21 protein-coding genes are annotated in these 24,880 nt (G+C 70.0%); 13 read left to right on the top strand and 8 right to left on the bottom strand.

What is annotated here, in order from left to right; genetic code table 11:
• Nucleotides 1-67: 67 nt before the first annotated feature.
• On the top strand, nt 68-952 hold the full coding sequence (locus tag KCH87_RS24320) for an NmrA/HSCARG family protein (protein ID WP_210588339.1): 885 nt from the start codon (nt 68-70) through the stop codon (nt 950-952).
• A gap of 8 nt (nt 953-960) precedes the next feature.
• The gene (locus KCH87_RS24315) at nt 961-1,404 is read left to right on the top strand and encodes a DUF6069 family protein (protein WP_210588338.1); all 444 of its coding nucleotides are present in this window, start codon (nt 961-963) and stop codon (nt 1,402-1,404) included.
• A gap of 429 nt (nt 1,405-1,833) precedes the next feature.
• On the opposite strand, the gene KCH87_RS24310 is transcribed toward KCH87_RS24315, so the two are convergent.
• A complete protein-coding gene (locus KCH87_RS24310; RefSeq protein ID WP_210588337.1) occupies nt 1,834-2,547 on the bottom strand; it encodes a class I SAM-dependent methyltransferase in 714 nt (237 codons plus the stop codon).
• Nucleotides 2,548-2,916: 369 nt separating this feature from the next.
• Here KCH87_RS24310 and KCH87_RS49230 point away from each other — a divergent pair, with 369 nt between their 5' ends.
• Both KCH87_RS49230 and KCH87_RS24300 read left to right on the top strand, forming a co-directional pair.
• On the top strand, nt 2,917-3,312 hold the full coding sequence (locus tag KCH87_RS49230) for a hypothetical protein (protein WP_247196685.1): 396 nt from the start codon (nt 2,917-2,919) through the stop codon (nt 3,310-3,312).
• Nucleotides 3,309-5,957 (top strand): LuxR C-terminal-related transcriptional regulator, encoded by a 2,649-nt coding sequence (locus KCH87_RS24300; protein ID WP_210588336.1) that lies wholly within the window; start codon nt 3,309-3,311, stop codon nt 5,955-5,957. The genes KCH87_RS49230 and KCH87_RS24300 overlap by 4 nt, the downstream gene beginning before the upstream one ends.
• A 156-nt stretch (nt 5,958-6,113) precedes the next feature.
• Here KCH87_RS24300 and KCH87_RS24295 read toward each other — a convergent pair whose 3' ends face one another.
• The 4 genes from KCH87_RS24295 to KCH87_RS24280 form a co-directional block, all read right to left on the bottom strand.
• Nucleotides 6,114-7,043 carry an NADP-dependent oxidoreductase gene (locus KCH87_RS24295; RefSeq protein WP_210588335.1) on the bottom strand — a complete coding sequence of 310 codons (930 nt, stop codon included), beginning with the start codon at nt 7,041-7,043 and terminating at the stop codon, nt 6,114-6,116.
• Nucleotides 7,044-7,085: 42 nt separating this feature from the next.
• Nucleotides 7,086-7,514 (bottom strand): nitroreductase family deazaflavin-dependent oxidoreductase, encoded by a 429-nt coding sequence (locus KCH87_RS24290; protein WP_210588334.1) that lies wholly within the window; start codon nt 7,512-7,514, stop codon nt 7,086-7,088.
• Nucleotides 7,515-7,828: 314 nt separating this feature from the next.
• Nucleotides 7,829-9,469 (bottom strand): MFS transporter, encoded by a 1,641-nt coding sequence (locus tag KCH87_RS24285; protein ID WP_308298898.1) that lies wholly within the window; start codon nt 9,467-9,469, stop codon nt 7,829-7,831.
• Between the two features lie 193 nt (nt 9,470-9,662).
• On the bottom strand, nt 9,663-10,136 hold the full coding sequence (locus KCH87_RS24280; RefSeq protein WP_308298897.1) for a nuclear transport factor 2 family protein: 474 nt from the start codon (nt 10,134-10,136) through the stop codon (nt 9,663-9,665).
• 408 nt (nt 10,137-10,544) lie between these two features.
• Between KCH87_RS24280 and KCH87_RS24275 the strand changes: the two genes are divergently transcribed.
• Both KCH87_RS24275 and KCH87_RS24270 read left to right on the top strand, forming a co-directional pair.
• Nucleotides 10,545-11,834: a sensor histidine kinase gene (locus KCH87_RS24275; RefSeq protein ID WP_210588332.1), complete on the top strand. Its 1,290-nt coding sequence runs from the start codon at nt 10,545-10,547 to the stop codon at nt 11,832-11,834.
• Nucleotides 11,792-12,481, top strand: coding sequence for a response regulator transcription factor (locus KCH87_RS24270; protein WP_210588331.1), 690 nt, complete (start codon nt 11,792-11,794; stop codon nt 12,479-12,481). The genes KCH87_RS24275 and KCH87_RS24270 overlap by 43 nt, the downstream gene beginning before the upstream one ends.
• Here KCH87_RS24270 and KCH87_RS24265 read toward each other — a convergent pair.
• Nucleotides 12,462-12,974 (bottom strand): GNAT family N-acetyltransferase, encoded by a 513-nt coding sequence (locus KCH87_RS24265; RefSeq protein ID WP_210588330.1) that lies wholly within the window; start codon nt 12,972-12,974, stop codon nt 12,462-12,464. The two genes, KCH87_RS24270 and KCH87_RS24265, sit on opposite strands and share 20 nt — an antisense overlap.
• Nucleotides 12,975-13,043: 69 nt before the next feature.
• Between KCH87_RS24265 and KCH87_RS24260 the strand changes: the two genes are divergently transcribed.
• Nucleotides 13,044-13,835 (top strand): exodeoxyribonuclease III, encoded by a 792-nt coding sequence (locus tag KCH87_RS24260; RefSeq protein ID WP_210588329.1) that lies wholly within the window; start codon nt 13,044-13,046, stop codon nt 13,833-13,835.
• A 111-nt stretch (nt 13,836-13,946) separates the two neighbouring features.
• On the opposite strand, the gene KCH87_RS24255 is transcribed toward KCH87_RS24260, so the two are convergent.
• Nucleotides 13,947-14,567 carry a MerR family transcriptional regulator gene (locus tag KCH87_RS24255; protein WP_210588404.1) on the bottom strand — a complete coding sequence of 207 codons (621 nt, stop codon included), beginning with the start codon at nt 14,565-14,567 and terminating at the stop codon, nt 13,947-13,949.
• Nucleotides 14,568-14,731: 164 nt separating this feature from the next.
• Between KCH87_RS24255 and KCH87_RS24250 the strand changes: the two genes are divergently transcribed.
• From KCH87_RS24250 to KCH87_RS24235, 4 genes are all read left to right on the top strand, one after another.
• Nucleotides 14,732-16,258, top strand: coding sequence for an NAD(P)/FAD-dependent oxidoreductase (locus KCH87_RS24250; RefSeq protein WP_210588328.1), 1,527 nt, complete (start codon nt 14,732-14,734; stop codon nt 16,256-16,258).
• Nucleotides 16,255-17,172 carry an alpha/beta fold hydrolase gene (locus KCH87_RS24245; protein ID WP_210588327.1) on the top strand — a complete coding sequence of 306 codons (918 nt, stop codon included), beginning with the start codon at nt 16,255-16,257 and terminating at the stop codon, nt 17,170-17,172. Before KCH87_RS24250 ends, KCH87_RS24245 begins: the two co-directional genes overlap by 4 nt.
• Complete coding sequence (locus tag KCH87_RS24240) at nt 17,169-18,053, top strand: SDR family oxidoreductase (protein WP_210588326.1); 885 nt, start codon at nt 17,169-17,171, stop codon at nt 18,051-18,053. The genes KCH87_RS24245 and KCH87_RS24240 overlap by 4 nt, the downstream gene beginning before the upstream one ends.
• Before the next feature lie 76 nt (nt 18,054-18,129).
• Nucleotides 18,130-18,348 carry a hypothetical protein gene (locus tag KCH87_RS24235; protein WP_210588325.1) on the top strand — a complete coding sequence of 73 codons (219 nt, stop codon included), beginning with the start codon at nt 18,130-18,132 and terminating at the stop codon, nt 18,346-18,348.
• Nucleotides 18,349-18,486: 138 nt separating this feature from the next.
• Here KCH87_RS24235 and KCH87_RS24230 read toward each other — a convergent pair whose 3' ends face one another.
• A complete protein-coding gene (locus KCH87_RS24230; protein ID WP_210588324.1) occupies nt 18,487-21,741 on the bottom strand; it encodes a S41 family peptidase in 3,255 nt (1,084 codons plus the stop codon).
• Between the two features lie 168 nt (nt 21,742-21,909).
• Here KCH87_RS24230 and KCH87_RS24225 point away from each other — a divergent pair, with 168 nt between their 5' ends.
• Both KCH87_RS24225 and KCH87_RS24220 read left to right on the top strand, forming a co-directional pair.
• On the top strand, nt 21,910-22,515 hold the full coding sequence (locus KCH87_RS24225) for a TetR/AcrR family transcriptional regulator (RefSeq protein ID WP_210588323.1): 606 nt from the start codon (nt 21,910-21,912) through the stop codon (nt 22,513-22,515).
• 125 nt (nt 22,516-22,640) lie between these two features.
• A complete protein-coding gene (locus KCH87_RS24220) occupies nt 22,641-24,854 on the top strand; it encodes an MMPL family transporter (protein ID WP_210588322.1) in 2,214 nt (737 codons plus the stop codon).
• Nucleotides 24,855-24,880 lie beyond the last annotated feature (26 nt).

The raw sequence follows: 24,880 nt of genomic DNA, 5'->3' as shown, positions 1-24,880 counted from the left end.
TCCCCGGAAATAATAGTAAGCCGGCTTATGTTTTCGTATGTTGTCCACCTCGACCAAGGAGAACATCATGAACACCAGTGTCACACCTTCCACCGACTCGCGGCTGATCGCCGTCGTCGGCGCGACGGGCAACCAGGGGGGCTCTGTCGTCGACGCGTTGCTGGGGCAGGGCGTGCGGGTGCGTGCCCTCGTGCGTGATCTCGGTGCGCCCGCCGCGCAGCGCCTCGCCGGCCGCGGTGTCGAACTGAGGGTTGGCGACCTGAGCGATGCCGCATCGCTCGACACCCTCTTCGACGGTGTGGATGCCGCGTTCGCGATGACCACACCGATCCCTGGCGGCACCGAGCAGGAGACCGCCGTCGGCATCGCGATCGCGGATGCCGCCGCTCGTGCGCAGGTGCCGCATCTGGTGTTCAGCTCCGTCGGCGGCGCCGAGCGCGAATCCGGCGTCCCGCATTTCGAGAGCAAGCGCCGTGCCGAAGAGCACATCGAATCGCTCGACATCCACCACACCTTCCTGCGCCCCGTCTTCTTCATGGACAACCTCGCAGGCTTCCCGACCAGCGTCGAGGAGGGCCAGGTTGTCGTGCGGATGGCGATGCCCGGCGACATCCCGCTGCAAATGGTCGCCGTCGGCGACATCGGGAAAGCGGCGGCAGCGATCCTGCTTGGCGGAACCGCCGTCGAAGGCACCAGCGTGGAGATCGCCGGCGACAGCCTGACCGGCGAACAGATCGCGCAGGCGATCGGCGCGCACACCGGCCTTCCCGCACGCTACGAGGCACTGCCGCTCGAGGCCATCGCCTCCTTCGGGGACACCGCTGAGATGTTCCGCTGGTTCACCGAGACCCCCGCCTACCAGGCCGACTTCGCCGCGACGCGCGCGCTCGTGCCCGACGTGCTCGACTTCCCCTCCTGGCTCGCCTCGTCGGGCTGGGACCCCACCGCGTAACCCCGGATGTGAAGGAGGACCGCCTGACCACCTCAGTCGCTTCCTCAACCTCCGCGGCCGTCGCGCCTCCCCTCTGGATCCGCGGTCTCATCGCGGTCGCCGTCGCTGCCGTTGTCAATGTCGTCATCCGTCTGATCGCGTCCGCGGCAGGCGCGGACATGCTCGTCGACGCGCAGGGCACCTCGACGGCCGTGACGCCTGCGGCCGTGCTCATCGCAACGACGCTCCCGATCGTCCTCGGCGGAGTCTTCGTCTGGCTGTTGGCTCGGCGGACGCCACGCGCCCAGGTCGCGTTCGCCTGGGTCGGACTGATACTGGGCGTTGCCACCATCCCCGTTCCGCTCCTATCGGCGCACGACATCGCCACAGGCCTCTCTCTCGCGCTCATGCACGTCGTCGCCGGGGCGGCCTGGTTCTCCGCGATGATGGTGGGGGCGAAGAAGACGAGCTAAAGGTCAGACGCGTCTTCCCGACGCCTGGCGTTGCCGCGGCGGCTGGTCGAGCGAACCTGCCGCTTCTGCCCGGTTGTTCGGTCTCCAAGGCCGCAGCTTTTCTCCCGTACCCAAGGCCTGCGTGCCCACCTGGCCAACCGCGGCCTGCGGGTCCGCGCGGCCATGGTCGGCGTTGTCCACACGAACATGACCAGGGCTGGGAGGGGCGGCTCTGGCAACGGGCGGGCAGGGTAGGACCGGCTTCGGCGCGATCCGGTCCGCCGCGGATTGACAGGGCGAGCCCCTGGGGTGTTGCAAGGCGATTTCCAACCGAAAGGGAGATGGAAAGACCATGCCCAAGGCGGTCAGGTACGACGAGTTCGGCGGGATCGGCGTGTTGCGGGTCGACGAGGTGGAACGCCCGGTGCCCGGGGACGGGGGGCGTTCACCTTACCCGGTCCGGCCCACGACGAGCTGGTAGAAGATTGGCTCGCCGGTCGTCGTCACCCGGTGCTGGAACCGGGTTCGTTCCATCACTGCAAGACCTCCGCCGGCCACCAGTCGCTCGACGGCGGCGCCGAACCCGTCCGGATCCGATTCATCCATCCACCGCTCATCGATCGTGAAGGCCACGGGTGCGCCGGGTGACAGAACCGCGAGTGCGTTCTCAAGCGCCTGCGGTGTGGCGTGCGTGCCGCCGAACGCTCCGGCTGACACCAGCCCCCCGAGCGCGTACGGGCGTAGTGCCTCACGGAGTGTGTCGCCACGCAAGAAGTCGCCGACCACGTAGTCGACGTAGACGCCTGGCCGGTCGCGCAGACTCGCCACGCGCGCTGCCGTCAGCGAGTCGACCCCGACAACCTGAGCAACGCCACCGCGACGCACAAGCTCGCCGACCAATCCCGTGCCGGCGCCGACATCGAGGACCGTCATCGAGCCTGGTTCCAACCCAAGGCGCGCCGCGGCGCGCAGAAAGCCCGCAGCCGCGACCTGCGGCGATCTGCACTGCAGCCGTTCCTGGACGACATGCTCATAGAGGCCGGGCACAGCGTAAATCCGCGTGTACTGGTGCAGGTTCACAATCTCGTGCTCACTCAGCGCGATGTACTCGCCGTCGGTTACTGGCGGGCCGAGCAGACGGACGCCCGCAAATACATCTGCCATGTCCGCGACACTATGCGAACGTGGTTGTGCGCCGCCACCAGTAACGAAGGCCAGCCAAGTGTGCTCGATTCCCCGACTGATCAAGCGAACATCACCCACAGCGCCGCAGGCGACGTCCCTGTTGCCCGCCGCCTCTCGCGGTCGCCGGGGCGTGTGCTACCCGAGAGAGCCCCTTCTGTGATGTTCTTGCCGAGGAACCACGTGCGCCGATCCTGGCCCGCACCGGCGAGGAATTCCCGGAGCTGGCGCTGGTATACGCCAACGCCGACCTGCACCAGGGCCGCCCGGAGGAGGCGCAGGCACCCCTCGAGATCGCCAGGTCGTACGCCGCCACGACACCGCCCGACCGCCCGCCGCCATCTGCTGCAGATGGCGATCGCTTCCCTGGACCTGCTACTGGCCCGGCTGCGTGGGCACTTCGACGCCGTGTTCGAGCAGGCCGACGCACTGCCCTCTCCCGCCACCGGCCAGTCCAACACCGAGGTGGCGCTCGCCGGCGACCTGCGGGCCCTCGTACTCCTGAACCTGGGTGTCACCGAGGCCTGGTCGCTGCGGCTCGCCGGCAGCGAGCGGCACCTTCTGGAGGGTGCCGCACTCGCCCGCGACATCGGCCGTCCCTACGGACGTGCTCGGCGCCACGGCGGCGACGCTGTTACCCCGCCTGGCCGCCCTCCGCCCCCGAAAACAGACCCGCGCGTCATGATGCGACCGGAACGACTTCGCGCTGCACGTCCCGGCTGTATCGCGGTATACCCCTGTACATGATGACCGACGTTCCGTCCGCGCCTGGCCCTGGCCGCATGGGGCTGATCCACCGTCGCGACCTGGTCTCGGCGCTGGACCGAGCTGCCCGCAAGCAGGTCACCGTCATCTCAGCGCCGGCCGGCAGCGGGAAGACATCGCTGTTGCGCGCCTGGGCCGGCCGGCCGGATCAGAATCGCCGTATTGCCTTCGTGTCCGTGCGGCCCGGCCAGCGAGACGCGCAGCTGTTCTGGGGCACGGTGCTGGGCGCGGTCCGCGCCGCGGCCGTCGATGACGGTCGCGGGGCGGGACCGCTGCCGGTGACGCCTGCCCGCAGCGACGGCTCCGCGGTGGACACATCGCTGTCCGAGTGCGCGGGAGTCGGCGATCCTCTGATCCTGGTCATCGACGACCTGCACGAACTCGGCTCGGTTGAGGCCGCCGCACAGCTGACAGCACTGCTGACGAACCTGCCCCAGGGGGTCCACGCGATCGTGGCGACGCGTCACGACCCGCCAATGCGCCTGCATCAACTGCGGCTGGCCGGGGAACTGGCCGAGGTCCGGGCCGCGAACTTGCGCTTCTCCGAGGACGAGACCCGTGATCTCCTGACCGTGGCCGGCTTCGTGCTGCCCGAGCACACGGTGGTGACGCTGCATCAGCGGACCGAAGGCTGGGCGGCCGGGCTGCGGCTCGCCGTCCTGTCCCTCACCGGGCACCCCGATCCGGAACGGTTTGTCACCGAATTCTCCGGAAGCGACCGTACGGTCGCGGAATATCTGATGGCCGAGATGCTGGAGCGACAGCCCCCTGAGGTCCAGCGCCTGCTGCTGCGCACCTCCGTACTGGACCGGGTCAACGGCGAGCTGGCCGACCTGCTCACCGGCACGACGGGGTCGGAGGGAATCCTGCTGGGTCTGGAGGACGCGAACGCGTTCACCGTGTCCCTCGACCCGGACCGCACGTGGTTCCGCTACCACCGTATGTTCGGCGACCTGCTCCGGCTCGAACTGCGTCGCACGTCCCCCGAGGACATCCCGGAACTGCACCGGCTCGCGGCCCATTGGCTCGGCGAGCACGGGCAGGCCGCCCACGCCATCGGCCACCTGCAGGCAGCCGGCGACTGGAACGAGGCGGCTCGCCTGCTCACCGACCACGCCGTCAGCCTCACCCTCGACGGCAAGGCCGGAACGGTGGCAGCGCTGCTGCGCGCCTTCCCGGTCCGCAGCGATACGGACTCTCCCGGCCTGGCCTTGGTGCGTGCCATTGCTGCGCTGGACCAGCTCCGCCTCGACGAGGCAGACGCGCACCTGGAGGTCGCGAAGTTCTACGCTGCCTCCGCCCCGCCCGACCGTCGGCAGCGCCTGCGGATGGCCGTCGTCTCGCTGGGGCTGCGCTCGGCGCGGCTGCGCGGGCACTTCGACGGGGTGTTCGACCAGGTGGGTCCGCTTCTCACACCTCCCGACGGTCAGTCCGTCACCGACGTCGCGCTCAGCGCCGATCTACGGGCCGACGCACTCCTGAACCTCGGCGTCACCGAGGCCTGGGCACTGCGACTGACCGACAGCATGCGGCACCTCCAGGAAGGCGCCGCGCTCGCCCACCGCATCGGCCGGCCCTACCTGGAGGTCGCCTGCCTCGGCCACCTGGGCTTCGCCTCCACGAAGCACTCCTTCACCCTGGCCCGGCAGCGCAGCGAGGAAGCGCTGGCGCTCGCCTCCCGGCACCACTGGGACACGGATCCGGTGACCGCCCCAGCACTGGCGACACTCGCCAACGCGCTGGTCTGGACGGGCGAGTTCGACCACGGCGCACACTGGCTGGATCGCGCCCGGCACACCACCGATGCGACGAGCGAACCAGCCATCCGGCTACTGGTCTGCGTGACCGCCGCAATTCTCGCGGCGGTACGCGGGAACCGCCACCAGGCCCTGGAGGAGTTCGCCGCCGCCCGGCAGTTGCAGGCGCGCATGGTGGGTGAGCACGCGCTGACCACCCGTGTCATCGCATGGACGATCGCTACGCAGGCTCGGTTCGGGATGGTCGACCAGGCGCAGGCGGCCCTCGCCGCCCTCGACGACCGGCAGGCCGCCGTCGGCGAAATCCGCAACGCCACCGCAGTGATCCGGCTGGCCCAGCAGGACCCGGCTGCCGCCCGTCTCGAACTCCGCGCCGTCCTCGACGGCACCGCGCCGGTCAACTCCCATCTCACCCAGGTGGAGGCCCTGGTCCTGGAGGCGCTCGCCTGCCGTGACGTGGGCGATGAGCGCGCGGCGTACGAGGCTGTCGACCGGGCGCTTGAACTCGCAGAGCCCGACCGGCTGATCCTGCCGTTCGCGATGACCGGCGCGTGGGAGCTGCTGGAGGCCCTGCCACCGCAAGGAACGTCGCACGGGGCGATGGTCGCCGATGTCCTCGACGCTGTCCACGCGGGGGCCGACCGGTCGGCCCAGGGACCGGTCCAGGCGCTCAGCCAGAGCGAGTTGCGCGTTTTGCGCTACCTGCCGACGAACTTGTCCAGACCCGAGATCGCCATGGAGTTGTCGCTGTCGGTGAACACGGTCAGCACCCATATCCGCCGGATCTACGCCAAGCTCGGCGCCGCCGACCGGTCCTCGGCCGTGCAACGCGGCCGTGAACTGCACCTGCTCTCACTGGGCCGCACCTGAGCGCAGACTCCTGCCCGCCGGATGCCTGGGCAGCCAGCCCCTGTGTCGTCAAACGCAAAATGTCCAACCACCGGCTCAAGCGGACTGAACACCGCTCCCCGATGAGACTGGGTGGTGTCAGTCAACGACCGACAGGCCTGGCGTTCGTAGGGGGGTCTAGCCGCCGGGCTTGAGGACGATCTTGCCGTGGGTGTGGCGGCGTTCGAGCTCGGTGTAGGCCTCGCGTACTTGGGCCAGCGGGTAGACGTTCGCGATCGGCACATCGAGGTGTCCGTCGGCGATCAGGCCGGCAAGCTCGGCGAGCACCCTGGCGCCGGGCCCGGCCGCGCTCCCCCCGTCCGTCTTCACTCCGTGCTTCGCGGCTGCCGCGAAATCGGCGATGGTGTCGATCCGGTCGGTCGCGACGCCGAGGGCGAGGGCCAGCTCGACGTACCCGTCGCCGAAGGTGTCGATGAAGGCGTCCACGCCACTGGGCGCGGCGGCCCTGATGCGGTCCGCGACGCCCTCACCGTAGGCGACCGGGATCACGTCGTGGCTCTTCAGCCACTTGTGGTTGCTCTCGCTCGCCAGGCCGATGACCGTGGCCCCGGTACGGCGCGCGAGCTGGACGGCGAGCGAGCCGACTCCCCCGGCGGCTCCGGAAACGACGACGGTTTCGCCCTTCTTGAGCTGCACGGAGTGCACCGCCCCCCACGCGGTTACGCCGATGACGTACAGGCTGCCGGCCACCTCCCACGGGACCTTCTCCGGCTTGCGCGTGAGGTCACCGGCCTCGACCAGGGCCAGCTCGGCCTGGGAGGCCCGCTTCTGGGTGAACCCGATCACCTCGTCGCCGGACGAGAAACCGCCGACCCCGGCGCCGACCTCCTCGATGACCCCGGCGAGGTCGCTGCCCTGCCCTGACGGGAACGTCGACGGGAACATCTGCGCCAGCGCCCCCGTGCGGATGGCCGCCTCACTGGGGTTGATGCCGGCCGCTTTCACGCGTACGAGGACCTGCCCGTCCCCGGGCTCCGGGCGTTCCACCTCGTCGACCCGCAACACGTCGATCCCGCCGAACTCGTCGTACCTGACCGCCTTGGGCATGATCTCTCTCCTTCGACTCGCTGAGGCTGACAGGGGTGGGGGCTACGCCCGCCGGAGTTCGAGCACGGGAATGATGCGGATTCCGGCGGTCTGTCGTGCGTACTCGGCAAAGCCGGGATAGCGCCGCGCTTGTTCGGCGTAGATGCGGTCGCGTTCGGCGCCGGTCAGTTCGTGGACGGTCACCTGGTAGGTCGCGGTACCGCGTTCGATGGTGCCCTCACCGGCGGCGGTCAGGTTGCGGTACCAGTCCGGGTTGGTGGGTGCTCCGCCCTTGGTCGCGAAGACGTAGACGATGTCCGGCGCGGTGTCGTGCGGGAGGTACATCACCGGGCTGACGTGCTCCTGCCCGCTCTTGCGGCCGCGGTGATGGACGAGGACCAGCGGAGCGCCCTCGAAGACCCCTCCGACCCTGCCCTCGTTCGCGCGGAACTCCGCGATGGTCTTCGCGTTCCAGTCGCGTGCTTCGCTCATGTCGAACTCCTGTCGTTCACGAGCCGGGTTATGCGCTGGGAGGGTGAGCGGTAGGGACAGAGTGGGTTCTGCCTTGCGCCAGGTGGCGACGCGAGCTGCGCCGGAGAGATGGAATCGAGGTTCTGTCGCTGTTCGGTGCTCACAGACGACCTCCCTTCGGTCGGCCACCTCCTGCCGGGAGGCGGACCACTGTGATCCTTTCCACCAGGCAGGTGAGGCGGCATCACCGGATCAGGGTGATTCGCACGGCCGGGGCACCCGCGGGACCCGTTCTGTGCGGACAGGCGTGCCTTCTCTGCCATGGGACGTCTCGGCTAGCAGTAGCGGCAAGGACGGACCGCCTTGGCGCGAGCGGCAAGGTCGTCGTCCCGCTGTACAGTCCCGACCAGCTGCGCTCCGGGCTGCGGTGCCGCCAGCGGCGGTGCGGCCGGCTGAGTTTCGGGCACCGCACCGGTCAGTTCCTGACGGTGGACCCGGATGGTGGCGATCGCGATGAGCAGGGCGAGCAGCGCGACCCCTGCCGCGACCTCGAACCCGCGGGAGAAGCCGACCGCCAGGGCGTGGTTGTAGACGGACGCGGGCGGAGGGGTGCCCGCCTGCGCGGCCGCCGTGCCCGCGGCCTGGGCCTCGACGCTGTTCGCGACGGCAGTCCAGGCGACGGTGCCGAGCACGGCAAGCCCGATTGCGCCACCGACCTGCTGGCCGGTGTTGAGCAGGCTCGAGGCGACGCCGGAGTCCTCCTCGGCCACGTTGTGCAGGGAGACGAGGGCCAGTGGGACGAACACCAGGCCGAGCCCGAGCGAGGTCACGAGCAGCGGGCCGAGCAGCTGGCCGGCGTAGCCGGAGTGTTCGGTCAGCCTGGAGAACCAGAACGTGCCGCCCGCGACCGCGGCGGTGCCGGCCAGGATCAGCGGCCGGGCGCCTACTCGCGCCATCAGCGGCGAGGCCAGCGCGGAGCCGGCCACGACCCCGACGGCGAACGGCAGGTAGGCGATGCCCGACTGCATCGCGCTGTACCCGAGCACGGACTGCATGAAGAGGGTGAGGAAGAAGAACAGGCCGAACAGCGCGGTGGCGACGCACAGCATGATCAGGTAGGTACCCGACCTGTTGCGGTCGGCGAGGATCCGCATCGGGAGCAGCGGGTGGGGGCTGCGCATTTCGATCCAGACGAACGATACGAGCAGCGCCACGGACGCGGTCAGCGATGCCAGTACCTGCGCGTCACCCCAGTGCGACACTCCGTCGGACCCGGTGGCGGCCTTGGACAGACCGTAGACCAGCAGTGCGACTCCGCCGGTGCTGGTGATGGCTCCGGCCAGGTCGATCCGACCCGGCATGCGGGGCGATTCGGCCAGCACGCGCGGTGCCGCGGCCGCCACCAGGAGCCCGATCGGGACGTTGACGAACATCACCCACCGCCACGACACGTAGGTGGTCAGGATGCCGCCCAGCAGCAGGCCCACCGCGCTGCCGGCGCCGGCCATCGCCGCGTAGACTCCGAACGCCCTGTTGCGTTGCCCGCCTTCGGGAAAGTTGGTGGTGATCAGCGCCAGCGCCGTCGGCGCGATCACCGCGCCGCCAACGCCCTGTACCGCCCTCGCGGTGAGCAGCCACCACTGACTGGTGGCGAACCCGCCGAGGAGGGACGCGGCGGAGAACAGCAGCAGCCCGAATACGAACACCCGCCGTCGGCCGAGAATGTCACCGGCACGGCCGCCGAGCAGGAGCAGACCTCCGAAGGTGACCGCGTAGGCGTTCACCACCCACTCCAGGCCGGTGCCGGAGAAGCCGAGCGCACGCTGCACATCCGGCAACGCCACATTCACGATGGTGGAGTCGAGGACCACCATGAGCTGGGCGGTGGCAATGACCAGCAGAGCCAGGTCGAGACGACGGTTGCCGCTGTCGGACGGGTCGGCGGCGCCGTCTGCGCCGGAGGCTGGTGACGTCACGGTATCTCCCTGGGCCTCGGAGTACGTCCCTGGCGGGCCGGGCAGGGTTGGCGATGGACGGAGGCTCACTGCCGGCACGGTGAGAGGGCCTCACTGGATTCCGGTGATTCGCCGGCCTCGACGACGCGGGGCGGGTCGGCGACGTGGACGCCGGCGCCTGGGACCGCCCGGCGGGGACCCATGTCGGTCGGTCCTATCGTTCGGCCGCGGAGACCGTGACTGCGGACGCGAAGTCCGGCAGAACGCCCATCTGCGCGAACATGGAGGTCATACCGATATGACAGTTGAACTCCTGGATCCTGCCGTCACGCACGTACCAGAAGTCAGCGGTCGGGATGTCGAGCTTGGCGCCCGTCGGCTGGATCACCCCGGCGGGCGTCTCGAACGGTCCGAGGAAGGTGCCCTGGATCGACAGCTCGATCGCGACGACGTCCCCGAGCACGTTGACCCGGTGCAGTTCCCGGTGGACGTCCGGAAGCAGCTTGCCCATCCAGGCGACCACGTCGCCCAGTCGCTCACCGCGGTAGCTCTCCCGGGGAGTCACACCGCCGATGCCGTTGAATACGCCGTCCTCGGCGAACAGACTGGCGAACCCCTGGACGTCCAGCACGTCACCCTCCGCCGAGTGGTACGCGCGGCGAACGAGCGCTTCGGTTCCGGTTGTCACAGCCGTCTCCCATCCGGGCATCGATCGGGATGAGTCCCAGGCTCATGTCCGGGAGGGTGAGAGGCCATCACCGGATTCCGGTGATTCTCGAACGACTTCGCCGATCACACCGCCAGGTGGCCGATTCGCGGAAATCGGAGTCGGGGTCGAGAAGTACCTGGGGGACCGGTCCAGGAGCGGGTTAATGATGTAGGCATGACAAGATGGGAAGTGATCTTCGCGTTCGCGGGAAGGAGCACTACGGCAGGTGCCATCGCCCCAGGTAGATCCCACTCGTGAACGTCCCACCGACGGGCGGGATTTCTGTTTGTGCGGCAGGACCGGGCCGTGGGGTAGGGCCAGGTATACCTCCGACTCTCCGTGTAGCCCGATCGCGGGGGAGGGCCACGGACTCCTACGGTCGTCTCCATGCGAAGCATCTGGTGGGCCCTGGGCAGCCGTAGGTACCTGGTGTCCCCGTGGCCCTGGCGGGCGGTTGTCTATTTGGTGAGCGGGGCGGCGTTCGGGGCGGTCGTCCTGGTGGTGATCGTCAGTGGGGTGGTGGTCGGGAGCGCGCTGTCCGTTGTGGTCGTGGGGCTGCCGGTGCTGGTGCTCACCGCGCTGGCGGGGATACCCGTGGCGGGCGTGGAGCGGTGGCGGTTGCGGATCGTCGGGCAGCCAGTGGCCGCCGGGCCGCACCGGGTGCCCGCCGTGCCGGGGTTGTGGGGGTGGCTGTCGACGCGGCTCAAGGAGGCGGCGACCTGGCGGGAGCTGGCGTACGCCGTGCTGTTCGGGCTTGTGCTGTGGCCGCTGGACGCGCTGGCCGTCCTACTCCTGGCGGGCGTTCCGCTGGCCACGGCCTGCGTACCCCTGGTCGTCGCCGTCGAGGGCGAGGCGAAGGTGGCCAAGCTGTGGGCCGTCGACACCTGGCCCGGCGCCTTCGGGGCTGCCGCGCTCGGGCTCGCGCTTCTCGCTCCCGGCGTGTACGCCCTCGGGTGCGCCGCCGGGGCGCGTGCCCAGCTGGCGCGTGTGCTGCTCACGACCAAGGCCGACGAGGACAGCCCTTGGGTCACCGAACTCGTCCGCTCCCGCGTGCGGTTGGTGGACGCCTTCGAGGCGGAGCGCCGCCGGATCGAACGCGATCTGCACGACGGAGCCCAGCAGCGGCTCGTCGCCCTCACCATGACCCTGGGCCTCGCCCGCCTCGACGCGCCGCCGGGCCCGCTCGCCGACCAGCTCGCCAAGGCCCACGCCGACGCCGACGGAGCCCTCGCCGAACTCCGGGAGCTGATCCACGGCATCCACCCGAAGGTCCTCGCCGACTACGGCCTCGAAGCCGCCGTCGCCGACGCGGCAGAGCGCAGCCCGGTGCCGGTGGACCTGGACCTCGACCTTCCCGGCCGGTTGCCCCGACTCGTGGAGACCGCCGCGTACTTCGTGGTCTGCGAGGCCCTCGCCAACGTCGCCAGGCACAGCGGGGCGGAGAGGGCCCGGATACACGGACGGCACGACGGCGGACGCCTGGTCCTCCGTATCGAAGACGACGGATGCGGCGGGGCCGACAGCGCACAGGGCACCGGACTCACCGGTCTCGCCGACCGGGTGTCGGTCCTCGATGGCAGACTCACCCTGTCCAGCCCGCCGGGCGGACCGACCCTGCTGTGCGTGGAGATTCCTTGCCGTCCGAGCCGTCCGAGCCGTCCGACAGAAGTCCCCTGAGTCCCCTCCGCATAGTCCTCGCCGAGGACAGCGTGCTGCTGCGCGAAGGGCTGACCGGGCTGCTCACCCGCTTCGGACACGAGGTGGTCGCCGCCGTCGGCGACGCGGACGCCCTGCGTGTGGCGGTCGCCGAGCACGCACCCGACGTCGTCGTCACGGACGTACGCATGCCGCCCGGTTTCCAGGACGAGGGGCTTCAGGCGGCCGTACAACTGCGCGAGGAGCGGCCCGGGTTGCCGGTGCTGGTGCTCAGCCAGTACGTGCAGCGGGCGTACGCGGCCGAACTGCTCGACTCCGGCGACGGATCCGGCGTCGGATATCTGCTCAAGGACCGGGTGGGCCAGGTCGAGGAGTTCGTGGACGCGCTGGCCGAGGTGGCGTCCGGCGGCACGGTCGTCGACCCGGAAGTCGTACGACAGCTGCTGCGCCGGCGCCGGGATCCGCTCGCGCGGCTCACCCCGCGCGAGCGGGAGGTGCTGGCACTGATCGCCGAGGGGCGCTCGAACGGCGCGATCGCCAGGGCGCTGGTGGTGTCCGAGGCGGCCGTCGGCAAGCACATCGGCTCCATCCTCACCAAGCTGGACCTGCCGCCGGCCGACGACGTCCACCGGCGGGTCCTGGCCGTTCTTACCTATCTGCGGAGTTGAGCGGCTTCTCTGCGGAGTCGAGCGGCTTCGCGAAGCAGCGGCTGGACTCGTACTGGCGGTAGTAGCCGAACTTCTCGCACGGTTCGTAGCCACTGGACGTGTACAGGCCTATCGCCTCCGGCTGTTCGAGCCCGGTCTCCAGGACCATACGGACCCGGCCCGCCGCACGCGCGTCCTCCTCCAGCGCGGCGAGCATGCGCCGCGCCAGCCCCCGCCCACGCATCCCGCCGATGACGAACATCCGCTTGAGCTCGGCGTCGCCGTCCTGGTTGCCCTCGTCGTTCCGGTCCTGGCTGCGCCAGCCGCCGGTGGCCACGGGGCGGTCCTGCTCGTCGTACGCGATCAGGTACACGCCGTTCGGCGGCTCGAAGTCGGACGGGGCGAGGGTGGTGGCGTCGCCGCCGTCGCCGTAGCGCTCGTGGTACTCGGCCTGGACGTCGTCGTTGAGCTTGACGGCGTCGGGGTGGTCGAAGGGGACGCGACGTATATGCATGCCGGCTCTCGTAAATCTGTGTGGCGACTCGAATCTGGACTCGGTCCAGTGTGCCGGTAGGGTGCCCGAGTGCTCACTGTGACCTCTGTGAATGTGAACGGGCTGCGCGCCGCGGCGAAGAAGGGCTTCGTGGAGTGGCTCGCGCAGACCGAAGCGGACGTGCTGTGCCTACAGGAGGTGCGCGCCGAGCCGCAGCAGCTGCCGGAGCATGTGCGCACGCCCGACGGCTGGCACGTCGTACACGCCCCGGCCGCCGCCAAGGGCCGCGCCGGCGTCTCCCTCTACACCCGCCGCGAGCCCGACCGCATCCAGGTCGGCTTCGGCTCGGCCGAGTTCGACGGCAGCGGCCGGTATGTCGAGGCCGACCTGCCCGGCGTCACCGTCGCCTCGCTCTACCTCCCCTCCGGCGAGGTCGGCACCGAGCGGCAGGACGAGAAGGTCCGCTTCATGGACGAGTTCCTCGCCTACCTGAAGGGACTGCGCGAGCGCGCCGCCGCCGACGGGCGCGAGGTCCTGGTCTGCGGCGACTGGAACATCGCCCACCAGCAGGCCGACCTGAAGAACTGGCGCGGCAACACCAAGAACTCGGGCTTTCTGCCGGAGGAACGGGAGTGGTTGTCCCGTGTGCTCGACGAGTACGTCGACGTCGTGCGGGCGCTGCATCCGGATGTCGAGGGGCCGTATTCGTGGTGGTCGTACCGGGGGCGGGCCTTCGACGGCGACGCAGGATGGAGGATCGACTACCATGTCTCGACGCCCGGTCTGGCCGCGAAAGCCCTCAAGGGGTATGTCGAGCGCGCGGCCACGCATGAGGAGCGGTGGTCGGACCACGCGCCGGTGACCGTGGTCTACGACCGTTAAGTGGGCTTGGTGAAGTCGGCAGCGCCCCGAAGGGGCGCGGGGAACTGCGCGACCAGCCACGACGGGCCCGCAGACGAGCGACGGCCCATCGCTACACTTCCCGCGGAGCGCTCAGTTCTCCTTCCGTATCCGCCGGTCCATCGCCAGTGAAAGCTCCGCCTCCACCACGCTCCGGGCGAGCGGGCGCAGGCGTTGCATGTCGGCCTCGGTGGCGTGGCGCAGGATCACGTCCGCGAAGAGTTCGGCGAGGGCGTCGACGTGTTCGCGTACCTGCTTGCCCGCCGCCAGGACCTCCGCCAGGGGGATGCCTTCGCGGACCAGGGCCGCGGACACGTCCAGGAGGCGGCGGCTGACGTGGACGATCTCGTCGCCGTCGGTGCCGAGGTAACCCAGGTCCATCGCCGCCGCGAGGTTCTCCGGATTGACCTCGCCCTCGAAGCGGGCGGCGAGCTCCTCGGGGGTGAGGCGGACCGGCTCCTCCTCGGTGGGCGGACCGACGCCGAGCAGGTCGGCGACGTCCCGGCCGTGTTCGAGGGCCTCCGCAAGTTCCGCGATGCCGCTCAGGGTGTGGCCGCGTTCCAGCAGCGCCGCGATGGTGCGCAGACGGGCCAGATGGTGGTCGTCGTACCAGGCGATTCGGCCTTCGCGGCGGGGCGGCGGGATCAACTTGCGTTCGCGGTAGAAGCGCAGGGTGCGCACGGTGATGCCGGCCAGGCGGGCCAGCTCCGCCATGCGGTACTCGCGTAGTCCTCCGTCTTCTGCCACGTCGGCAGCCTATGTCGTACCGTCGGTAACTTCCTTCTTCCCGACCCCTACCCATCAGTACGGTGCTGCTCTACTCTCCCAATTGCGCCAGTGTTCACTGGCAGAGTCGCGGAGTGGAGTGTGGAGGCAAGATGGCCGAGCACGGGCACAGGCATGTGCGGGTGGCGGTGGTCGGGTCCGGGTTCGGCGGGCTCGGGGCGGCCGTACGGCTGCGGCGCGAGGGTGTCACCGACTTCGTCGTCCTGGAGCGGGCCGACAGCGTCGGCGGCACCTGGCGGGACAACAGCTATCCCGGGTGCGCCTGCGATGTGCCGTCCCATCTCTACTCGTTCTCGTTCGCGCCCAATCCGGACTGGCCCCGCACCTTCTCCGGGCAGCAGCACATCCGCGCCTACCTGGAGCACGTGGTCGACGTCTTCCGGCTGCGGCCCCACATCCGCTTCAACTCCGAGGTCAAGCGCATGACCTGGAACGGCGAGCGGCTGTGCTGGGACATCGAGACGGGCAGCGGGTCGCTCTCCGCGGACGTCGTCGTCTCCGCCACCGGGCCGCTGTCCGACCCCAAGATCCCGGACATCCCGGGGCTCGACTCCTTCCCCGGCAAGGTCTTCCACTCGGCCCGCTGGGACCACGACTACGACCTGCGCGGCAAGCGGGTCGCCATGGTCGGGACGGGCGCGTCGGCCATCCAGATCGTGCCGGCCGTTCAGCCCCTCGCCGAGAGGCTCACCCTCTTCCAGCGCACCCCGCCGTGGGTGATGCCCCGGGTCGACCGGGCGATCAGCGGCGCGGAGCGCCGGCTGCACAAGCAGCTCCCCTTCACCGCCCAGGCCCGCCGCGGACTGCTGTGGGGCCTACGGGAGTTGCAGGTCCAGGCGTTCACCAAGCGCCCCAACCAGCTCGGCATGGTCGAGCAGTTGGCCAAGCGCAACATGGGCCGCTCCATCAAGGACCCGGCCCTGCGCGCCAAGCTCACCCCCGACTACCGCATCGGCTGCAAGCGCATCCTGCTGTCCAGCGAGTACTACCCGGCGCTCGCCCGGCCCAATGTCGACGTGGTCGCGAGCGGGCTGAGCGAAGTCAGGGGGTCCACGCTGGTCGCCGCGGACGGCACCGAGGCCGAGGCCGACGCGATCGTCTTCGGGACCGGTTTCCATGTCACCGACATGCCCATCGCCGAGCGGGTGGTGGGCGCGGACGGGCGGACGCTCGCCGAGGTCTGGAAGACGGGGATGGAGTCGCTGCGGGGGGCCTCGGCGGCCGGGTTCCCCAACTGGATGACCATCATCGGGCCCAATACGGGGCTGGGGAACTCGTCGATGATCCTCATGATCGAGTCCCAGCTGAACTACCTGGCCGACTTCGTACGGCAGTTGGACGTCCTCGGCGGTCGCGTCGCCCTCGACGCCCGGCCCGGTGCCGTGCAGGCCTGGAACGACAGGGTCCAGGAGCGCATGAAGCGCACGGTGTGGAACACGGGCGGCTGCACCAGCTGGTACCTGGACGCGAGCGGCCGCAACACCACCATCTGGCCGGGCACGACGACCGAGTTCCGGCGGGCGACGCGGCGGGTGGATCTGGGGGAGTACGAACTCCTGCGGGCGCCCGCCGAAAAGAAGGCGGAGCCCTCCGAGAAGAAGACCGGGGTGAACGCATGAGCCGCCTGATGCACGTGGCCTCCGGCCCGTACGCCCCGCCCGTCCCCGCCCGCGAGCTCACCGCCGTCTCCGCCGACGGCGCCCGGCTGCACGTCGAGGTGCACGGCCCGAAGGACGCGCCCGCCGTCGTCCTCGCCCACGGCTGGACCTGCTCGACCGCCTTCTGGGCGGCCCAGATACGTGAACTGGCCGTCGACCACCGGGTCATCGCCTACGACCAGCGCGGCCACGGACGCAGTCCGGCGAGCCCCGCATGCAGTACGGACGCGCTCGCCGACGACCTCGAAGCCGTACTCGAAGCAACGCTCGCCCCGGGTGAGAAGTCGGTGATCGTCGGGCACTCCATGGGCGGGATGACGGTGCTGGCCGCGTCCGCTCGGGCCGGGTTCCGGGAGCATGCGGTGGCGGTGCTGCTGTGCAGCACCGGTGCGTCGCGGCTGGTCGCCGAGTCGACGGTCGTACCGATGCGGGCCGGGCGGCTGCGGACCGCGCTGACCCGGCGGATACTCGGCTCCCGGGCGCCCCTCGGACCGGTCACACCGCTCGCCCGGCGGATCCTCAAGTACGGGACGATGGGCCCGGGTTCGGCCCCGCACATGGTCGAGGCGTGCGCGCGGATCGTGCACGCGTGTCCGCGCAAGGTGCGGTACGCCTGGTCGCAGGTGCTCGACCTGCTCGATCTCGGCCACGGGATACGGGAGTTGGCGGTGCCGGCGGCCGTCGTCGTCGGTACGGCGGACCGGCTGACGCCGGTCGTGCAGGCCCGCTCGCTGGTCGCCGCGCTGCCGAACTGCGTCGGGATCACCGAGCTGCCGGGGCTCGGCCATATGACGCCGATCGAGGCGCCCCAGCTGGTCACCGCGAAGATCCGGGAACTCGTCATGACGTACGCACAGGTCAAGGAGGGCGCATGAGCAGGGTGAGCCTGGAGGGGCAGGTCGCGGTCGTCACCGGGGCCGCGCGGGGCGTCGGCGAGCTGCTCGCCCGGAAGTTGTCCGCGCGCGGGGCGCGGATCGCGCTGGTCGGTCTGGAGCCGGACGCGCTCAAGCAGGTCTCCGAGCGGCTGCACGGAGACAGTGACCACTGGTACGCCGACGTCACCGACCACGAGGCGATGGCGCGGGTGGCGGGCGAGGTCAAGGAGCGGTTCGGGAAGGTCGACATCGTGGTCGCCAACGCGGGTGTGGCGACCGGCGGTCCGTTCGCGGACTCCGATCCGGATGCCTGGCGACGGGTGATCGAGGTCAATCTCATCGGGTCCGCGGTGACGGCCCGCGCCTTCCTGCCGGTGCTGCGCGAGAGCCGCGGCTATCTGCTCCAGATCGCCTCCCTCGCCGCGATCACTCCGGCGCCGATGATGACGGCGTACTGCGCGTCCAAGTCGGGCGTCGAGGCGTACGCGCACAGCCTGCGGGCCGAGGTCGGGTACCAGGGCGTGAAGGTCGGGGTCGGGTATCTGTCGTGGACCGACACGGACATGGTGCGCGGGGCCGATCAGGACGACGTGATGCGGGAGTTGCGGCAGCGGCTGCCGTGGCCCGCCAACAAGACGTATCCGCTGGGCCCCGCGGTGGACCGGATCGTCGCCGGGATCGAGCGCCGGTCGAGCCATGTGTACGGGCAGTGGTGGCTGCGGGGGATGCAGGGCGTGCGGGGGTATCTGCCGGGCGTCATCGGGGCCGTGGGGCAGCGGGAGATGAAGAGGTTCGCCCATCGGGTCGAGGGCATGCGGACGGGGCTTGTCGGTGCGGGTGGCTCCGCCGATGAGCAGGAGAGGACTACGCGGCGTAACTGATCGACATGCGTTGCGTCACCACGCGTGTGAGCCTGGTCGAGCCTGATCCCCTCACCCGTTTCGGGAGTGAAACCACATGGGCATGAAGGACAAGTTCCAGGACCAGTCGGAGCAGTGGCAGCAGCAGGCCAAGGAGAAGGCCCAGCAGGGTCGCCAGCGCGAGGAGCAGGGGCGCCGGCGTGAGGAGCAGGGGCGTGAGCAGGGGCCTGAGCGGAGTGGTCGGCCGCGCGACGAGGAGATGGAACGCCTCCAGCGGGAGGAAGAGGACCGTCTCAATCAGGACTACGACGCGTAGCTGCGGCGCTCGGCTTTAGCCGATTGACGTGGGGTGCCCTGTGTTTTGGGGCGCCCCACGTTTCGTATTCGGCTGCGGGCCGGTGGGGGCTTGTCGCGCAGTTCCCCGCGCCCCTTAGGTGGGACGCCTTGCCCTCTCTCAAGATCTTGGCGGGAGTTTTGGTCTTGAGCGGTCCGGTACGTGTGTGTAGTCCGGGGGTGTGGCCGGGGGGTTCGTTTGTAGTAGGTCCAGGGCCAGCTTTACCGCGTCGTCCAGTTGGGCATGCCGGCCCTCTGCCCAGTCCAACGGTGTGCGGAGGATCTCCAAGTCCGGGGTGACGCCGTGGTTTTCGATGGACCAGCCGTAGGCGTCGAACCAGGCGGCGTTCATGGGGACCGTGATGACCGTGCCGTCGCCGAGGCGGTGGCGGCCGGTCATGCCGACCACTCCGCCCCAGGTGCGTTGGCCGACCACCGGGCCCAGCTTCAGGAGCTTGAACGCCGCCGTGATCATGTCGCCGTCGGAGGACGTCGCTTCGTCGGCCAGGGCCACTACCGGGCCTCTCGGGGCGTTCGACGCGTACGACACCGGCTGGGCGTTTCTCGTCAGGTCCCAGCCGAGGATGGTGCGGGTGAGTTTTTCCACCACGAGTTCGCTGATGTGGCCGCCCGCGTTGCCGCGTACGTCGACGATGAGGGCCGGCCTCGACACCTCCATGCGCAGGTCGCGGTTGAACTGGGCCCAGCCGGAGCCGCCCATGTCGGGGATGTGGAGGTAGCCGCAGCGGCCGCCGCTCAACTCCCGTACGACCGCGCGGCGTTTGGCCACCCAGTCCTGGTAGCGCAGGGGACGTTCGTCGATCAGCGGGACCACGGCGACCCTGCGGGAGTGGCCTTCCCCTTCCGCCGGGGTGAACGTCAGCTCCACCGTCGTACCGCCTGCCCCGGCGAGGAGCGGGTACGGGCCCGTGTCGGGGTCCACCGGGCGGCCGTCGACGTGGGTGAGGACCGCGCCCTCCCGGATGCCGGTGCCGGCGAGCGGTGAACGGGCCTTGGAGTCCGACGAGTCGCCGGGCAGGATGCGCTGGACCGTCCAACCGCCGTCACGGTGTACGAAGTTGGCGCCCAGCAGGCCCTGCCAGCGCTGATAGTGCGGGGGGCCTTCGTTGCGGCGGGCCGCCGAGACGTAGGCGTGGGAGGTGCCGAGTTCGCCCAGTACTTCGCGGAGCAGGTCCGCGAACTCGTCGGGGGACGCGACCCGTTCGACGAGTGGGCGGTACTGCTCCAGCACCGTCGTCCAGTCGATGCCGCACATCCCCGGCTCCCAGAAGTACGCACGGATCAGCCGGCCCGCCTCCTCGTACGACTGGCGCCACTCGGCGGCCGGGTCGACCTCGTGCAGGATGCGGCGCAGGTCGATCCAGACGGTCGTGTCGCCGTCGCCGGATTCGGCGGAGGGCACGGCTCGCAGTTCGCCCTCGTCCACCACGACCAGGCGGCTGCCGTCGCCGCTCACCGCGAACCAGTCCAGATGCTCGACCAGTTCGGACTTCTTCGCCTTGGTGATGTTGAAGTACTCGAGGGTGGGGCGGCCGCTGGTGTCGTCGGGGTTCACGAACGTCTCGCCGAGCGCGCCCGAGATCGGCCAGCGCAGCCAGACCAGGCCGCCGCCCGCGACCGGATACAGGGCCGAGTACTTGGAGGCGGTGACCGGGAAGGGGGTCACCCTGCTCTCCAGGCCCTCCACCTCCACCGTCACCGCGCCGTCGCCGCCCTCGTCGTCCTCCACCGGGTCCAGGCCGCCCGCCGCCGGGCGGCCCTCCGGGTTCACGGCGAAGGGGGAGGGGGTGGCCGAGGAGAGGGGGACCAGGTAGGGGCGGCAGCCGAGCGGGAAGGAGAGGTCGCCGGTGTGGACGTCGTACACCGGGTCGAAGCCCCGCCAGGAGAGGAAGGCCAGATAGCGGCCGTCCCTCGTGAACACCGGGTTCTCGTCCTCGAAGCGGCCGTTGGTCACGTCGACGATCAAACGGTCCTTGATCCTCGCCATCTTGATCTGGCGGAGCGAGCGGCCGATCCCCGGGTGGGACCAGGTCAGCCACGCGCCGTCCGGGGAGAAGGCCAGGTCCCGTACCGGGCCGTTGATCGAGCGGATCAGCTCGGTGACCTCTCCGTTGGAGTCCTCAGCCCCCGCGGCGGTAGCCGCATTATTGGACACAGTGATCAGCAACACCCGTCCGTCGTGCGCGGCGATCGCCAGGCGCTCGCCCTGCGGATCCGACACCAGCTCCAGGACCCGGCCAAGTCCGCCGGAGGCCAGCCGGCGCGGCTCGCGGTCGCCCGTCGCCCGCGGCAGGTACGCGATCTCGACGGCGTCCTCGCCCTCCGCGTCCGTGACGTACGCGACCTGGCCGACCTTGCCGAGCATCTCCGGGAGCCGGACCCGTACACCCGGAGTGTCGGTGATCGTGCGGGCCGGGCCGTCCCGGTGGGTCAGCCAGTACAGGCTGCCCCGTACGACCACCGCGCTCGCCCGGCCCGTCTCGTCGACCGAGATGCCGTCCACGTGCTGGGCGGCGGGCACCTGGTACGTACGGCGGCCCGCGCGCGGTCCGCTCAGGCGTACGTCGAGCCTGCGCGGCGCCGAGTCCGCGGTCAGGTCGTCGACGATCCACAGGTCGCCGGCGCACTGGTAGACCACGCGCGTGCCGTCGCTCGCGGCGTGCCGGGCGTAGAAGGCGTCGTGGTCGGTGTGGCGGCGCAGGCCGGAGCCGTCGTACGAGCAGGAGTAGAGGTTGCCCACGCCCTCGTGGTCGGAGAGGAAGGCGATCCGGCCGCCGACGAACATGGGGGAGTCGAGGTGGCCGTCGAGGTCCGCGAGGAGCCGGTCGCCGTGCAGCCAGAGGCGGCCCATGGCGCCGCCGCGGTAGCGCTTCCAGGCGGCCGGTTCGTGCGGCGGGGTGCCGGTGAGCAGCAGCGTCTTGCGCTCGCCGTCGATGTCGGCGACCTGGATGTCGGAGACCGGGCCCCAGGGGAGCTTGCGGCCGGGGGTGCCGTCGGGGGTGACCTTGTAGGCCCAGGTGAAGTAGGAGAAGGGTTCGCCGTGGGAGGCGACGGCGAGGATCGTGCCGTCGGGGGTCCAGCCGCAGACGCGGGTGTCGGCGGAGCCCCAGTAGGTGAGCCGGCTGCCGGGGCCGCCGTCCACCGGCACCGAGTGGATCTCGGGGACGAGGCTGCGCCAGGTCGAGTACGCGATGTGTCGGCCGTCCGGCGAGAAGCGGGGGTGGCCGGCCTTGGTGCGGTCGACGGTGAGGCGCCAGGCACGGCCGGGGCCGTCGAGGGGGGCCAGCCACAGGTCGTCCTCGGTCACGAAGCACAGCAGGTCGCCGCTCAGGTGCGGTAGGCGCAGATAGCTCACCTCCCCATGCTTTTCCGGGGGATGGACCGGAGCAACTTATGAGAAATCGGCGTACGTGAGGCGCACGTGACCCAGCGCACGTACGAAACGGTTTCGTTTCGCGGAAGGGTGCGCTACATTCGTGTCGTACGAAACCGTGTCGTTCCCAGTGGAGAAGAGGTGTGAAGCATGACTGAGGTCGCAACGCCGCGGCGCAGTCGGATCACCCCCGAGCGCGAGGCCGAGCTGTACACGGCAGTGCTCGATCTCCTCCGGGAGGTCGGCTACGACGCCCTGACCATGGACGCCGTGGCCGCCCGTACCCGATCCAGCAAGGCGACGCTCTACCGCCAGTGGGGCGGCAAGGCCGAGCTGGTGGCGAAAGCGGTGCGGCACAACAAGCCGGGCGCCTCCCTCGGCGGGGTCGACACCGGGTCGCTCAAGGGCGACCTGCACGCGCTCACCATGCGCTCGGACGACTGCGAGATGGAGCGGAACTCCGCGCTGATGCGGGGTCTGGCCATGGCGATGCACGGCAACCCGGACCTCCTGGCGGCGTTCCGGGAACATCTCGTCGAACCGGAGATGGCGGAGTTCAAGAACGTGGTGCAGCGGGCGATCGACCGGGGCGAGGTCCGTGCGGACAACCCGGCGATCCACTACATGGTGCACATGATGATCGGCGCCTTCGCCGCCTGCACAATGATCGACGAGCAGCCGCCGACGCAGGCCTTCCTCCTTTCGTACATCGACGCCGTGGTCCTCCCCGCCCTCGGCGTACCCGCCTCCCTGTAAGTCCCCGCAGTTAGCCCCACACCTGACGTAACCGCTCACGTCGTCGGGCCGATCACCCCTGCCACCCACCAGGGCTGATCACCCCTGCCCTGCACATCCCACGACCTGACCGGGAGTACGCCCTCGTGGCTTCGTTCCTCTACAAACTCGGCCGGCTCGCCTTCAGGCGACGCCACTTCGTCGCCCTGATATGGGTGGCGCTGTTGACGCTCGCGGGTGTGGGCGCTGCCAGCGCGCCCGCAGCGGGCTCCTCCTCCTTCTCGATCCCCGGCACCGAGGCCCAGAAGGCCTTCGACCTGCTGGAGGAGCGCTTCCCCGGCACGAGCGCCGACGGCGCGACCGCGCGGGTCGTCTTCCAGGCGCCCGACGGGGAGAAGATGACCGACGCCGCCAACAAGGCGACCGTCGAGAAGACCGTCGAGGAGCTGTCCGACGGCTCCGAGGTCACCTCCGTCGCCGACCCCTTCAAGGCCAACGCGGTCAGCAAGGACGGCACGGTCGCGTATGCGTCGGTGTCGTACGACGTCTCCGGCATGGAGCTGAAGGACGCCTCCAAGGAAGCCCTGGAGGATGCCGCGCAGGACGCGCGGGATGCCGGGCTGACCGTCGACGTCGGCGGTGACGCGCTCCAGGCGACGCCGGAGACCGGCTCCACCGAGATCGTCGGTATCGCCATCGCCGCCGTCGTCCTCGTCATCACCCTGGGGTCCCTGGTCGCGGCCGGACTGCCGCTGCTGACGGCGCTCATCGGCGTGGGAATCGGCGTCTCGGGCATCACAGCCCTCGCCAACACCCTCGATCTCGGCTCCACCACCTCCACACTGGCCATGATGATCGGCCTCGCGGTGGGCATCGACTACGCGCTGTTCATCGTCTCCCGCTACCGGGCCGAACTCGCCGAGGGCCGCGACCGCGAGGAGGCGGTCGGCCGGGCGGTCGGCACGGCGGGCTCCGCGGTGGTCTTCGCGGGTCTGACGGTCGTGATCGCCCTGGCCGGTCTCGCGGTCGTCAACATCCCGATGCTGACGAAGATGGGCTTCGCGGCGGCGGGCACGGTCGTGATCGCCGTACTGATCGCGCTGACGATGATCCCGGCGCTGCTCGGATACGCGGGCCGCAAGGTGCAGCCGGCGGGCGAGAAGAGCAAGCTGTTCGGCCGCCGGAAGTCCGCGGCGGCGCAGGCCAAGCCGAACATGGGCACGCGCTGGGCGAGCTTCGTCGTACGCCGTCCGGTCGCCGTCCTCCTCTTCGGCGTCATCGGCCTCGGAGCCGCCGCGGTGCCGGTCGCCTCGCTGGAGCTGGGCCTTCCCGACGACGGCTCGCAGCCCACGTCCACGACACAGCGACGAGCGTACGACCACCTCTCCGAGGGCTTCGGGCCCGGCTTCAACGGGCCGCTGATGATCGCGGGCGACGCCAAGAACAGCGACGACCCGAAGGCGGTCGCGCAGACGACGATCGACGACATCAAGGGCCTGGACGGTGTCGTGTCGGTGAGCCCGGCGGCGTTCAACAAGGCCGGGGACACCTTCACCATCACCGTGATCCCCGACTCCAAGCCGTCGTCGACGCAGACCGAGGACCTCGTCCACTCCATCCGTGACGAGGGCACGGCCATCAAGGCCGAGACGGACACCGAGGTGCTGGTCACCGGCACCACCGCCATGAACATCGACTTCTCGCAGCGGATGAACGACGCGCTGGTCCCGTACCTGGCGCTGGTGGTGGGCCTTGCCTTCCTGCTCCTCATCGCGGTCTTCCGCTCGATCCTCGTCCCGCTGAAGGCGGCCCTCGGCTTCCTGCTGAGCGTGCTGGCGGCGCTGGGTGCCGTGGTCGCGGTGTTCCAGTGGGGCTGGCTGGCCGGCCTGATGGGCGTCGAGGAGACCGGCCCGATCATGTCGATGATGCCGATCTTCATGGTCGGCGTGGTCTTCGGCCTCGCGATGGACTACGAGGTGTTCCTCGTGACCCGGATGCGGGAGGCGTACGTCCACGGCGAGAAGCCGAGCCAGGCGGTGGTGACGGGCTTCAAGCACGGCGCCCGTGTGGTGACCGCGGCCGCGGTGATCATGATGGCGGTCTTCGGGGGCTTCATCGGCTCGAGCGAGTCCATGATCAAGATGATCGGCTTCGGCCTCGCGATCGCGGTCTTCTTCGACGCGTTCGTCGTCCGGATGGCCATCGTCCCGGCGGTTCTGGCGCTGCTCGGCCGCAAGGCCTGGTGGCTGCCGAAGTGGCTGGACCGTGTGCTGCCCAACGTGGACGTCGAGGGTGAGGGGCTGAAGGACCGGTCGAAGGACGTCGATCCCGACGAGGACCGGGAGCTGGTACGCGTCTGACGCGCCGCTTCTGACCAAGACCAGCC

Origin of the sequence: Streptomyces sp. GESEQ-35 (assembly GCF_017948485.1) — a bacterium.
In the GTDB taxonomy this organism is placed as follows: domain Bacteria; phylum Actinomycetota; class Actinomycetes; order Streptomycetales; family Streptomycetaceae; genus Streptomyces.
Note: the sequence above shows the minus strand (reverse complement) of the source record. Positions and strands in the feature narration are given on the sequence as shown.

Coding starts and splice junctions, on each gene's coding strand:
- KCH87_RS24320 (WP_210588339.1), top strand. CDS start 68: ATGAACACCAGTGTCACACCTTCCACCGACTCGCGGCTGATCGCCGTC.
- KCH87_RS24310 (WP_210588337.1), bottom strand. CDS start 2,547: ATGGCAGATGTATTTGCGGGCGTCCGTCTGCTCGGCCCGCCAGTAACC.
- KCH87_RS49230 (WP_247196685.1), top strand. CDS start 2,917: ATGGCGATCGCTTCCCTGGACCTGCTACTGGCCCGGCTGCGTGGGCAC.
- KCH87_RS24300 (WP_210588336.1), top strand. CDS start 3,309: ATGATGACCGACGTTCCGTCCGCGCCTGGCCCTGGCCGCATGGGGCTG.
- KCH87_RS24295 (WP_210588335.1), bottom strand. CDS start 7,043: ATGCCCAAGGCGGTCAGGTACGACGAGTTCGGCGGGATCGACGTGTTG.
- KCH87_RS24290 (WP_210588334.1), bottom strand. CDS start 7,514: ATGAGCGAAGCACGCGACTGGAACGCGAAGACCATCGCGGAGTTCCGC.
- KCH87_RS24275 (WP_210588332.1), top strand. CDS start 10,545: ATGCGAAGCATCTGGTGGGCCCTGGGCAGCCGTAGGTACCTGGTGTCC.
- KCH87_RS24265 (WP_210588330.1), bottom strand. CDS start 12,974: ATGCATATACGTCGCGTCCCCTTCGACCACCCCGACGCCGTCAAGCTC.
- KCH87_RS24255 (WP_210588404.1), bottom strand. CDS start 14,567: ATGGCGGAGCTGGCCCGCCTGGCCGGCATCACCGTGCGCACCCTGCGC.
- KCH87_RS24250 (WP_210588328.1), top strand. CDS start 14,732: ATGGCCGAGCACGGGCACAGGCATGTGCGGGTGGCGGTGGTCGGGTCC.
- KCH87_RS24245 (WP_210588327.1), top strand. CDS start 16,255: ATGAGCCGCCTGATGCACGTGGCCTCCGGCCCGTACGCCCCGCCCGTC.
- KCH87_RS24240 (WP_210588326.1), top strand. CDS start 17,169: ATGAGCAGGGTGAGCCTGGAGGGGCAGGTCGCGGTCGTCACCGGGGCC.
- KCH87_RS24235 (WP_210588325.1), top strand. CDS start 18,130: ATGGGCATGAAGGACAAGTTCCAGGACCAGTCGGAGCAGTGGCAGCAG.
- KCH87_RS24225 (WP_210588323.1), top strand. CDS start 21,910: ATGACTGAGGTCGCAACGCCGCGGCGCAGTCGGATCACCCCCGAGCGC.